The sequence below is a fragment of the Neptuniibacter sp. genome (assembly GCF_024231755.1).
GTDB lineage: Bacteria > Pseudomonadota > Gammaproteobacteria > Pseudomonadales > Balneatricaceae > Neptuniibacter.
The window spans coordinates 31,618-44,035 of record NZ_JAAEQH010000183.1; the positions used below are offsets into that span (position 1 = coordinate 31,618).

Annotated in this window: 12 protein-coding genes; 8 read left to right on the plus strand and 4 right to left on the minus strand. The window is 44.1% G+C overall.

The window, feature by feature from the left end:
- The first annotated feature begins 103 nt into the window (after positions 1-103).
- The gene (locus tag GY843_RS09790) at positions 104-763 is read left to right on the plus strand and encodes a TetR/AcrR family transcriptional regulator (protein ID WP_297309031.1); all 660 of its coding nucleotides are present in this window, start codon (positions 104-106) and stop codon (positions 761-763) included.
- A 51-nt stretch (positions 764-814) separates the two neighbouring features.
- On the opposite strand, the gene GY843_RS09795 is transcribed toward GY843_RS09790, so the two are convergent.
- Positions 815-1,276, minus strand: a complete 462-nt coding sequence (locus GY843_RS09795) for a hypothetical protein (RefSeq protein ID WP_297309033.1) — start codon at positions 1,274-1,276, stop codon at positions 815-817.
- 432 nt (positions 1,277-1,708) lie between these two features.
- On the opposite strand from GY843_RS09795, the gene GY843_RS09800 reads away from it, so the two are divergent.
- The 6 genes from GY843_RS09800 (at position 1,709) to GY843_RS09825 (ending at position 5,953) form a co-directional block, all read left to right on the plus strand.
- The gene (locus GY843_RS09800) at positions 1,709-2,674 is read left to right on the plus strand and encodes an MBL fold metallo-hydrolase (RefSeq protein WP_297309034.1); all 966 of its coding nucleotides are present in this window, start codon (positions 1,709-1,711) and stop codon (positions 2,672-2,674) included.
- A 165-nt stretch (positions 2,675-2,839) separates the two neighbouring features.
- Positions 2,840-3,331, plus strand: a complete 492-nt coding sequence (locus GY843_RS09805) for a DUF411 domain-containing protein (RefSeq protein WP_297309035.1) — start codon at positions 2,840-2,842, stop codon at positions 3,329-3,331.
- Positions 3,332-3,468: 137 nt separating this feature from the next.
- Entirely contained in the window at positions 3,469-4,614 is a 1,146-nt protein-coding gene (locus GY843_RS09810) for a hypothetical protein (RefSeq protein WP_297309036.1), read from the plus strand.
- 140 nt (positions 4,615-4,754) lie between these two features.
- Positions 4,755-5,036, plus strand: coding sequence for a peptidylprolyl isomerase (locus GY843_RS09815; protein ID WP_297309037.1), 282 nt, complete (start codon positions 4,755-4,757; stop codon positions 5,034-5,036).
- 58 nt (positions 5,037-5,094) lie between these two features.
- The gene (locus tag GY843_RS09820; protein ID WP_297309038.1) at positions 5,095-5,463 is read left to right on the plus strand and encodes a hypothetical protein; all 369 of its coding nucleotides are present in this window, start codon (positions 5,095-5,097) and stop codon (positions 5,461-5,463) included.
- Positions 5,464-5,497: 34 nt separating this feature from the next.
- Positions 5,498-5,953 (plus strand): DUF1499 domain-containing protein, encoded by a 456-nt coding sequence (locus GY843_RS09825; RefSeq protein WP_297309099.1) that lies wholly within the window; start codon positions 5,498-5,500, stop codon positions 5,951-5,953.
- A 119-nt stretch (positions 5,954-6,072) separates the two neighbouring features.
- On the opposite strand, the gene GY843_RS09830 is transcribed toward GY843_RS09825, so the two are convergent.
- Both GY843_RS09830 and GY843_RS09835 read right to left on the minus strand, forming a co-directional pair.
- Positions 6,073-8,871 carry a methyl-accepting chemotaxis protein gene (locus GY843_RS09830; protein WP_297309039.1) on the minus strand — a complete coding sequence of 933 codons (2,799 nt, stop codon included), beginning with the start codon at positions 8,869-8,871 and terminating at the stop codon, positions 6,073-6,075.
- Positions 8,872-9,328: 457 nt separating this feature from the next.
- Entirely contained in the window at positions 9,329-11,275 is a 1,947-nt protein-coding gene (locus tag GY843_RS09835; RefSeq protein WP_297309041.1) for an acetoacetate--CoA ligase, read from the minus strand.
- A 147-nt stretch (positions 11,276-11,422) separates the two neighbouring features.
- Here GY843_RS09835 and GY843_RS09840 point away from each other — a divergent pair, with 147 nt between their 5' ends.
- Positions 11,423-11,815, plus strand: a complete 393-nt coding sequence (locus GY843_RS09840) for a rhodanese-like domain-containing protein (protein WP_297309043.1) — start codon at positions 11,423-11,425, stop codon at positions 11,813-11,815.
- Between the two features lie 38 nt (positions 11,816-11,853).
- On the opposite strand, the gene GY843_RS09845 is transcribed toward GY843_RS09840, so the two are convergent.
- Entirely contained in the window at positions 11,854-12,399 is a 546-nt protein-coding gene (locus GY843_RS09845) for a hydrolase (RefSeq protein ID WP_297309045.1), read from the minus strand.
- Positions 12,400-12,418: the final 19 nt, after the last annotated feature.

A 12,418-nucleotide genomic window follows, 5' to 3' on the forward strand; every position in this document is an offset into this window, starting at 1 on the left:
CCACGATCAGTATAGGCGTAGCATGTTGATTGAAGACTTAAGTATTAGTTATCGCATCTCAGCTTAGGTCTATGTAGTTCACGGTCATGGAGGTCTTATCTAAATGTGTCCAAACGGAAATGCAGATCTCACTCGCAGTTTGATTCTAAATTCTGCCATTCAGATTATCAGCAAGGATGGGCTCAGTGCTCTTACGGCAGGACGGTTAATCGAGCAAGCTGATATCAGTAAGGGAGGGCTTTATCATCACTTTCGCACGATGAAAGAGGTGGAAGCCGAGGTGCTTGAGCGCCTACTGCATAATTTGTCGCTTCAGATTAGTGCTTATTCGAAACCAGAGAGCAAATCAGACTTTCTGGATCTGATTGAGAAGGAGCTGTTTGAGTGCTTTATTGTCGGTACAGATTCATCTCGAGCGCTGTTCGCATTCCTATCGGAAGCCGTTAACAACAATACTGTTCAGGTAATGCTTCGACGTATGATGGATGATATCTCTCTGCAACGCTTACAGCAGTTAATGGCGGTCAGCACTGGCGTGACTCATGCTACTTTGCATAACACGGTGCAGATCATCTCAACTATGCAGATGGGACTAATGACACGATATTTTATTGCTGAAGATATCACCAGTCTGAAAAACTACTGGAAAGGTTGCAGGGGAGTTCTTGAGGAACTGCTGGGCATGACAGAGCAGGTGGTACTCGAAGATAATGTTGCTGAGTTCCCAATATCTTCCGAAAGAGCTAATTTGTCCCGTCTCTAAAATCTATCAGTTTTGCTATGCCTGTACAGTCAGTACAGGCATATTTCAATCTTATCCTGCGCTCTGTTTTCTATTTTCCACAGCTTGAGTAAGTTGTTGTATTAGCTCGTCAGAGTTTTTAATAGCTTTCAGCTCGATCTTGTCTGCGTCATTGTTAAGATACAGTGTGATCACAGAGACAAAATTCTCTTTATGCTCTGTAACCTCTTCTAGCTGGTGGAAAATAACTCTTTGTTCAAAATCCACGGCAGGCTTCTTAATTAGAAGTGATTTAGGCGCAAACTCAACCGTCGTATTCTTGAACTCATCCTTCACTGTTTCCAGATTGCTTTTGTACCAGCTGGCAAGGATGAGGCCAACGGCGAGAGGAGACAGCAGATAGAGTTTGGATAGGTCCATCATCATCAATATCAATGCAGCACCTACAAACCCCATCTGTAGGTTAGTGAATAGGGTTGTTTTCTTTTCAAAAAATTCTTTATCCCAGATAAAGCTAGGGTTTGAGTTATCCAATGTAATTTCCTCTTTCTGCCGCGCTGAGTCTCACCCGAAAAACCACGCTTTGCAAGATCGACTTTCGCACATCTGGCCATTCAGTAGTCACGAAGGAACCTGCGAACAAGTCCCAGGCGCCTCAGGCTTTCAGAGCGACCGAAGGGCGCGACAATGATTACAGGAATGCAGGTTGCCTTCCGAAAATCATTAACAAAGCAATTCAGTTGCTTTCTAAGCCCCGTTGGGTGGGCTCTATAGCGGCCATCTGCTTTGTCAGTCAGTTTGAAAAGGTCTAGACATTTCGCTGCACTGACTTTCGCGCATATGGTCGTTCTATAGCCCACTGAAAAAGCCTAGGACTTATTTGCAGCTTCCATAGCTTGCTGCTAAATAAGCAATGGCTTATATTCTGGTTCTATTAATATAATTAAGCGTTATAGGGTCGGGATTATGAAACTACCAATGGCTATGAAAGGAATCGTTGCAACAGCGGGTTTGTTGCTTACATCTACAGTGTTTGCAGCTAGCCCAGCCGATAAATATCCAGAGTCAGTTCTCTATAGTAAACCAGTACAAGTTGCCGATAACGTTTGGTCATCTATCGGTGCTACACAGTATTACAGTTATGAAAATGGTGGGCATAACAACAACCTATCTTTTGTGATTGGAAAGGATGCTGTATTGGTGGTGAATGGTGGTTCGTCTTATTTATTAGCGAAGGCGCTTCATGAGGAGATTCGCAAGGTAACAAATCTGCCGGTTAAGTATGTTGTCGATGAGAATGGACAATCCCATGCGATTTTGGGAAATGGCTATTGGAAAGCGCAGGGAGCAACCATCATCGCCCATGAAGAAGCTCTTGAGGAGATCCATGAAGATGGCTTATCAGGTTTGGAAAACTTGCAGGATATTCTGAAAGAGCGCTCACAAGGTACAGAGCTTATCGAGGTTGATAAGACGTTTGAAGATCGTATGGTATTGGATCTGGGCGAACAGAAAGTTGAGTTGATTCGTTTTGGTCCGGCTCACTCACCGGGTGATATCTCCGTGTATGTGCCTGGTAGTGAAGTTGTAATCGCAGGGGATATGGCATTCCAGCAGCGTTTACTGCCAATTTTTCCAAATACCGACACAGCAGAATGGTTAGAAACATGGAACAATGAGTTTGCGCCTTTTGCAAAAGATAAAGTTATTATTCCCGGGCATGGTGAAGCGACAGACTTTGCAACAGTAGATAAGTGGACCCGGGGTTATCTGGAATATCTGCGCGCTAAAGTAGCCGTACTGCTTGAAGAGGGTGGCACTCTGGAAGATGCTTATGCTATCGATCAGACTCCATACCAACATCTGGAAACTTTTGAACAACTAGCAGCTAAAAATGCAGGACGTGTGTTTGAAGCTATGGAATTTGAATAACTGGAATTTGCATAATTGCATTTTGATTAAAGAGCTTGCATAACAGCACCTTCAATTGAGAGGGGCTTTAACTCCAAACCGTTATAGTCCCATAACAAATAGTCAGTTGCTGACACAGAAAGTGGTCTCTACAATTTCTCTCATCCTTTAGAAATAGGTGATTGAATGAAGAGATTACTTTTGGCGCTGGCTATTACTGCTTCTGCCTCACTACACTCTCCGCTACTGTCTGCTGCAAATCCCGTCTGGCAGGAGAATAAAACAGAGGCTGAATACAGCATTGATGTTTATCACAGTCCTACTTGTGGCTGTTGTAAGGCCTGGATAGAGCACCTCGAAGATCATAACTTCAAGGTGAACAGTATCGAGATGCATGATGTTTCGCCTATCAAACAGCGCCTTGGCGTTCCTCCACAAGGGGCTTCATGCCACACAGCCGTTGTGAACGGTCTGGTGGTTGAGGGGCATGTACCGGCCCAGGATATTAAAACACTATTAGATAAAAGCGATTCAAATATCCGCTTACTAACGGTTCCTGGAATGCCATCTGGCGGACCTGGGATGGATCATGAGGGCGCGCGGAAAGATGATTTTGAAGTCTTTGCGGTCTCTAAAGATAATAAGGTTAGTACTTATAACCACTACAAAGATTACTGATCAGTAGCTTTGTAAATTTCCAAAATAGGCCCCTGAGAAATACTAATATTGAACTTCCTGCCTAAAAAGTGACCTATAGTTAAGAGACGGGATATATTCCCGTTTCTTGTTGATGGTTACCTAGTGGGAGGTTTGATATGCATTTCGCCTTCTCTTCATTGTTGGCATTTTTACTGCTGTTTGCCGATCTGGTGAAGGCTGTGGAGGTAGTTGAGTCAAATGCCAAACACTCAAACCTGATAGAGCAACTGGTAGAAAATCGAATTGCCCCTATTTTGGATCAGTTACCTTTAGATGATCAGGTAGCACTGGATGGTGTTCGCATCAAAGTTGTTAATGACTTGCGAACCTCGGGTATGGCTATTGCGCTGGATGGCATAATACCAAGGGTAATAATCAGCAATAGCTTTATCGATGGGCTGGATGCCTATGTTGAATCATATCTTGTAGCTGATTTCTCCAATCAACTGGATTTCCCAGAACGTTATTTTCATCATTATTTCTGGTACCACCATCCAGACTTTGATGGTCCATCTCCTTTAGCTCCACTGCAGATGTTTAAGCTGAATAGCGACCAGAAACAGACGTTACTTAATAAGAAAAAGAGAGTTCTAGAAAGTGTATTGCTGGATGTGGTTTTGCACGAGTTGGGACATCACGCCAAAGACGCATTTTATAGTTACAGAGCTTCTTACTTCACAAAACAAGATAACGAACGATTAGCTGACCGATGGGCTGATCAGGTTAAGGCCGAGTATTTCGAGGATGTAGAGCCCTTGGGACGCTTAATCTCTATAGCGTTTATATTTGAACGGGATCGTTGGTCAACTCTGTCGGATGATGGTAATTACCCAAGGTTATTGTCTTGGGTTATAGATAGCGCCCGTCCCATATGTGAAGACACCGAATTTGCTCATGTACAAAGTTTCTGCACACGTCTGGGAGATAACATAAATATCTACTTTTCGAGTAAAGCAGAGCAGGCATACCGCCAGCGTAGGGATAAGGGTGATAGCTTTGCCAGTTTCCCTCTGGCACAAATCCTTCTTTCAAAAAATAACTTTGTCGACGCTTGTACCTATTTCAATGAGAGCTTGATAGAGGGGCAGGTGGCTCGTGCTGCAGTGTATGTGGCTTGGTGCTATCAGCAGGGTTATCTTGATCCAACACCTCCAGACGCGCAGGTACTGGCATTTGCTAAGTACAGGGCTGCTTTGGGTTACGGCTATAGCGATGCAGGGCAATATATACAGTCTTTGAATAACAATTATGGGATTCACTAGCTGCGCAAGCTAAGAAACCTGAGAATAAGTCGCATGCTTTCTCAGTGGGCTATAGAATGGCTGTATGCATGAGTCGGACACACGTTTTTACGCTGACCGGCGTCTCTTAGAGTTTAGAAAATTAAAGTGGAGTATTAATCATGGCCAGAGCAACCGCTCGACATATTCTGGTGCCTACAGATCTTGAATGTGTGAAACTCAAATCAGAGATTGAAGCTGGGGCTGATTTTGCAGAAGTAGCTAAACAGAATTCTCAGTGCCCATCGGGAGCACAAGGCGGAGATCTAGGTTCTTTTGGACCTGGTGAAATGGTTCCAGAGTTTGATCGTGCAGTCTTCACGGGTGAAGTGGGCGTTGTGCAGGGGCCAATCCAGACTCAGTTTGGTTTCCATCTTCTGGAAGTGACAAGCCGACAGGACTAAGCAGTCTCGTTTCTATCTTAATGGGCCAGAAATGCCTGGCCCGGTTTCAGGTTTGTTCATGCGTACTTTATTAGGCCACAACTTACTTATTCTGTTATTAATTCTCCCCAGCCAATCGATGGCTGAAAGCCAATCCCTGAAATTAGTCACTAAAAGTTATACCGTTATCTTAAAATCTTTATGTGAAGAGGGAGAGGTAACTTGTGATCAGGTCGAGTATCAGGGGAAGTCACATAAATCAGGTGCATCAATTACTCTGATGGGGAAAACCGTCCATAGCCTTTGTGCAGATAAACTGACGCCATGTCGTTTTCTGGGCTATGAGTTTATAAATGGTGATGTGAACTACACTGTTACGGACTCTGGTGTATTGAGAGTAACCCAGGGCGACAAACTTCTGCTGCAACAGCAGGGTGAGTGGCAGTAGCATTACAAGAACTAAGGTAGCAAGAGTGCGTAAGATGCTGATCAGTATTGTTGTACTTATTATCGCCTTTCTGGCGGTATTTTTTTTCAAAGCCTATCAATCAAAAACAGGTAATGCAGCAGGTCTGGATGACGGCAAGCTGACAATCTGCTCAGATAAACCTAACTGTGTATGTAGTGAATATCCAGATCATAGTAGCCATTACATTCAACCGATCAAACTACCTATAGAGATTGAAACAGAGGAGCAGTTTGCTGCCTATGCTCGTGATCTGGTAACACAGGCAGGAGGTGAGGTGACTCTGCAGGAAAATAGCTATCTTGCTGCAAGTTTTACCAGCTCATTTTTTGGTTTTGTTGATGATCTTGAACTGCGCTTGGATCTTGAAAGCCGTGTTATCCAAATCCGCTCTGCTTCTCGGGCCGGATATTCAGATTTAGGGGTTAATGCTAAGCGGGTAGAACACGTCCGGTCGTTAGTGCATGGCTAGTAATAAACCAATAACACAGGGAATAGTTAGTGGGTAGAATGTGGGAAGAGAGCGCACCTCATATTGATCCATGAAGCGCGCTTTTTTGTTCTTGTTGTATGTGTAACTGGTGAATTTCTTTATTTAACTTTAAAGAAATCAACCAGCTGATTAAGCTCTTCTGCCTTTGATCTCATATTCTGGCTTGCTGCTGAAGCCTGTTCGACCAAGGCTGCATTTTGCTGTGTCATTTCATCCATTGAGTTAATTGTTGCATTAACCTGACTGATACCTGCGCTCTGTTCACGGCTGGCACTAGCAATGCCCTCAATCGCATCTGATACGATGTTCACGGAATCGATGATCTCATCTAAAGCTTCACCAGAAGCATTGACCTGAGCTTTACCCGATTCAATTTTGTTAAGACTATCCTGTATCAGGTCTTTAATTTCCTTAGCTGAAGAAGCTGTTCGTTGTGCCAGGTTGCGAACTTCGCTGGCAACAACAGCAAAGCCGCGGCCTTGTTCTCCTGCACGAGCAGCTTCTACTGCGGCATTCAGAGCAAGCAGGTTCGTCTGGAATGCTATTTCATCAATAACGTTAATGATATTGCTGATATGGCTGCTGGACTCGCTGATCTCTGTCATAGCAGATACAGAGCCTCGAATAACGTTTCCACCGTTCTCTGCTTTTTGCATAGTTACTTTTGCTTGAGAGCTTGCATCCATAGCATTCTGTGCGGTTGACGCCACGCTGGAATTCATCTCTTCCATACTGCTAGCTGTCTCCTCCAAGTTATTTGCCTGTTGATCCGTGCGTCGTCCCAGATCGTCAGTACCCTTAGCTATCTCGCTGGAGCTGGAATTGACTTCATAAGCAGTTGCTTTAATCTGCTCCAAAATTTCAGTCAGTTTATCTATTGTTCTGTTGGCATTATCCTTCAGTTCGCCGAAGGCTCCTTGATAAGAGCGTTCGATGTTTGAAGTAAGATCACCATTGGCCATAGCCCCGAGCACATGATTCATATCACGGATAACGTCGTCAGCAATTTCAACCAGTTCATTTACGCCTGAGCTCAAGTTGCCAAAGAAACCTTCTTTTCCTTCTAGGTTAATTCGTTTTGAAAGATCTCCGTTTTTGGAGGCATTCACTATAGAGGCAACTTCCAGTTCAATCGCAACTTCCTGAGTTCTATCCTGCCACTCGATAACTGTGCCAAGGCGATTGCCACATTCAGAAAGTACCGGATTAGCAATTACACGCATATTACGCGGACCAACCATGACATCTGATGAAAATGTGCTGCTGAGTTTGCTCAGTAATTTTCGTTGATGAGACGGGTCTTTATGGAAAATATCTATATTCTGGCCCAGTAATTTACCTGACTGGAAATTAGGTAGAGCTTGTTGGATATCTGCTTCGATATTCGAAAACAGTGTAGAGGCTGCATCATTCACGTAAATGATATTCAGATCAGTATCAGCCATCATCACCTTGGAGCTGACTTTATCCAGAGCCTGTTTGATTCGGCCTATTTCTTCAGCTTTTTTGCGATCGCTTTCTATCTGGTCTTTGAGGTTATTCCTCATACGAACCATGGAAGCGAGTACCCCAACTGGCTGTTTTGTGCTGCTCAGCTCAATATCCAGATTACCTTTTGAAATTTCCTGGGCCACTGAATCGATAAGGGAGGGGTCACCACCAAGTTGATCATTAACATTTCGGGCAAAACGCAAAGCTATAAATACAATGACAGTAATCACGAGAAGACATAGAACAAAGCCTACCAGTTGGACAGTGGCCACTGCTGAGAGGGCTTCATCTTCATCTATTTCAGCGAGAATAACCCACTTAAGTCCTTTTATTTCTAGTGGAGCATAGGACGACATTACCGAAATACCACGATAATCAGGGAATATATCCGAACCTTGCTGTCCCTTAAGTGCTTGCCTTACTCCGGTAGAAGCGACTTTTTGTTGCAATAGAGTAGTTTCTTTAGTGAACCGGGACTGGCTTCTCATCAACAGGTCACTACCGACCAGATAGGATTCTCCTGATTCTCCAAGCCCTTCACTTGATTGCATGATGCTATTGATATTGTCGACTGGCATCTGGAAGATCAGGACACCAATCAGGTGCCCATCTGTCATGATAGGAACACTCATGAAAGATGCTGCAGCATTGTAAGAAGGTAGATAAGGCTCGAAGTCTTCGATATGGGTAACATGTGCTTCCTTCGATTCTTTAGCTGCTTTGAAAGCACGTGCAAAGTTAGTGTCACTGTATGGTCCGTCTATCAGGCTCGTAGCGTAATCCAGCTCTTTGAAGACGGAATACACGATATAACCGTTTTCAGGTTCTACCAGAAATATGTCGTAATAGCCGAACTTCTCAAGGTAGTTGCGGAATATTGGGTGGTATCTCTCGTGGATGATATCGTAGGACAGGCCACTTTGAGCATTGTTGAGGTCGATCTTATCTCCCAGAGGATTTGGGTTAGCTGCAATATAGTTATATTGAGCAACAATTGAATCTGGTTCGTTGGGTATCAGTGGTGCTACGTCAGTTGCATTACCAGTCTGAGTTGTGAATTGCTGGTTAAAGTCTTTTTGGTAATACTCAGCCACTTTTTTTCGCATCTCTGCAATCAGAGTGGGGGAATACTTTTGACTGTTTTCGAAATTGTCATCGAATGATTCCATTGCCTGAACAACGGTCATGCTCTCTGAGAAAGTTTTTATCTGATCTTCTATCTGGACAAAGTAATTCTCAATTTGACTCTGCTTTGTGGAGCGCAAAGATTGCAGCTGATTAAAAGCTCTGTCGATAAGCGCTGTATCAGCAATGTAGATAATAATAACTAGGCAAAGAATAAGAGGGACAAGACCAGCAGTAAGCATGGTCGAAATCAGTTTTCCTCGTAACTGCATCTTTTTCATTACTTCTACACCTTAACAACATCGGAGAGTTTTCCTTAAACGAGAGGGTAAATAAGCTGAAAACTTAATTAGCCTCTGATTCAAATCCATACGGTTGGAGCTGAGAATAAACCTAGAGAGACAAAGGGGTAAAGGTTAAATTTGTCAGGGGGATAAGTAATTTCCCTTATGCTTTAAATGGGTGCAAAAATTAGTAGCTGTTGCGCTGTGTTGGTGCGAATTTTCTGGGACTGGGCTCTTTTTGTCCTTAGGTTTAAAGCAGTAATCTGTGTTAGAGATTTTAAATTTATATCCCCTGATTTTATTTAACTGTATTGTGAATAATCATTTTAAAAGATTATTTTAATCATTAGCTTAAAGCTAATTGGTGATGATCGTGTTCCAATAACTCGATTGGTCATCGGAGCGATCGAAAGTTTAGCCATAAGCTATCGGTAGCTGCTTAGCTAAACTTAACTCACTCCGCTAATTCAGCTATATTTTCGAACTGTTTTAGGGCTTCCGGATTAGCCAGTGCATCTTTATTTTTCACCTCTTCTCCCAGCACCGTTTTACGAACAGCCAGTTCAACAATTTTTCCGCTGATTGTGCGTGGGATATCCTGGACTTGAATGACCTTGGCTGGAACATGCCTGGGGGAGGTGTTTTTCAAAATTGTTTTCTTGATTAAAGTAATCAGCTCTTCATTCAACTGAAGCTCACCCTTTAATACAACAAATAGCACGACTCTGACATCATCCTGCCAGGGTTGGCCGATACAGATTGCATCCTGCACCTGTTCTACTTTATCCACCTGGCGGTAGATCTCCGCGGTACCAATGCGAACCCCTCCGGGGTTGAGTACAGCATCTGAACGGCCATGGATAATTAACCCATTGTGTTTGGTCAGCTCTGCATAATCACCGTGGGCCCATATATTCTCAAAGCTAACAAAATAAGCATCGTGGAATTTCCGGTTTTCAGGATCATTCCAGAAGTAGATTGGCATAGATGGGAAAGGAGCCTGGCAGACCAGTTCACCTTTTTCTGCAGTGATCGCTTTACCCTGTTCATCATAGACCTGAACATCCAATCCTAAACCACGGCACTGAAGTTCTCCGGAATAGACAGGTTTGATTGGGCAACCTAAAGCGAAGCAAGAGATAATATCAGTGCCTCCCGAAATAGAAGCCAATAGCAGATCCTGTTTGATCTCGCGGTATACATATTCAAAGCTTTCATGAGCTAGGGGAGAACCCGTTGAGAGGACGACCCTGAGCGGCTCTAGGTTATGACTTTGTTTAGGTTTTATACCTGCCTTTTCAAGCGCAGATATATACTTGGCGCTGGTACCGAACAGAGAGATCTGCTCTTTTTCAGCAATGTCCCAGAGATGTTCTGCAGAGGGGGCAAATGGTGAGCCGTCATAGAGTACAACGGTACAGCCTGTAGCCAGTCCACTTACCAGCCAGTTCCACATCATCCAGCCACAGGTAGTGAAGTAGAAAAGTGTATCTGAACGGCGCAGATCACAGTGTAACTGGTGTTCTTTCAGGTGTTGGATCAACGTACCGCCAACCCCGTGCACGATACACTTCGGTACACCGGTGGTGCCAGAGGAGTACATCACATACAGAGGTGCTGAAAACTCTACACGATTAAATTGTAATTCAGTTGCCGAGTTATCAATAAACTCACTGGCAAAGCAGGCGTTATTGATCGCAGAAAGCTCTTTCGGCTCAGTAATGTAAGGAACAATTACAATCTGTTCAGTCGAATCTAACTGCTCGGCTATCTGCTGGACTTTTGGCAGGCAATCAATGACTTTACCGCTGTAGAGATAACCAGAAGCAGAAAATAGTAGTTTAGGTTTTACCTGACCAAATCGTTCCATAACACCGTTGATACCGAAGTCTGGGGAGCAGGATGTCCAGACTGCGCCTAGCGATGTGGCCGCTAACATGGCTATCACCGCTTCTGGGATATTCGGCATAAAGCCTGCGACAACATCTCCCTGCCCAACGCCCATTTTCTTCATGCTGGAAGCATATTGGGCAACTTCCGCGAACAAATCTTTATAGGTCAGGCTACGACGTTGATCTGTTTCATTACGGAAAACAAGGGCGGTGTGATCGTCTCTGAAGCGAAGTAGGTTTTCGGCAAAGTTAATTTTGCTATCAGGAAACCATCTGGCCCCAGGCATTTGATTGGCGTTACTGACAATCTCACCTTGTTTATCACCTCTCAAATCACAGAAATCCCAGATTTCATTCCAAAACTCGGCGGCATTATTTACAGACCAGTGGTGAAGTTCTTCATAACTTTGCGTGGATTGCTGATATTTCTGATTGATGTTCTGCATAAATTGGAACATCTGGGTCGACTTAATTTGCTGCGGGCTAGGTTGCCAAAGAGGTGCATTCATAGGAAAACCAAAGGGACCATCATTTTCTTTTTAGTATAGATTTATCTCTTGGTATTGAAGCATAAACGCACGACCAAGGGGGAATATATTTATGCGCTTGATCTAATTTAGTCTTGTCGGAATCTATTTTGGTAAGAGCATTAGTCTATGAAAGTAACGGTTAAACAGCTGGTGGAGCAGGCCTACAGTGAGATAGAAACCCTGACTGCAGAGCAGGCGATCAAGCTCCATGGTGATGATAGTGTACTGATCATTGATATCCGGGATATTCGCGAACTGGAAAGGGAGGGGCGTATCCCCGGTTCGTTTCATGCTCCCAGAGGGATGCTGGAATTCTGGGCCGATCCAGAAAGCCCGTACCACCACAGCCAGTTTTCTTCAGGCAAAAAGCTGATTCTCCATTGCGCTAAAGGTTGGCGTTCTGCTTTGGGTACAAAAACACTGCAGGATATGGGAATGGAGAATATCTGCCATTTTGATGGTGGTTTTGGTGCTTGGAAAGAGAAGGGTGGACCAGTAGAAGAGCTTAAAGCCAAGTAGGGGATATACCGGGGGTAGTTGACCCCCGGATATTGCTATCAGCGCAGATAATTCTTGCTGATATCTTTAAATACTTCTGTGCCGGATTTTTGCATCCATTCAAACGCAACCATCTCTTTGCTGACCACATAGATTCCACATTGGCGCATACGTTCTAGAGCCAGTGCTTTATCCGCAGGGTCACGAGAAGAGACACAATCAGCGACGACGTAAACCTCACGTGCCTGCTGCTTCAGCTGTATAGCTGTTTGTAGAACACAGACATGGGCTTCCATACCGACAACCACTACCTGATTTGGGCGCAGGGAGTTGATCTTCTCATTGCAGGCGGGTTCTGACATGCAGGAGAAGTGAACCTTTTCCATAACGCCATCTGCAGGTGCTACTTCAGCAATTTCCGGGATAGTGTGACCTAGTCCTTGTGGGTATTGCTCACTGGTTAGAACAGGTACGTCCAATTTGAGGGCGATCTCTGTAAGCCAACGGGTGTTCTTTACTAATGTTTCGTGTTCATCGACTGCCGGAACCAGCTTATCCTGAATATCAACAATCAGGAGGCAGGACTTATTTGGATGGATCAGCATAGATAGATTTCCTTTAGCT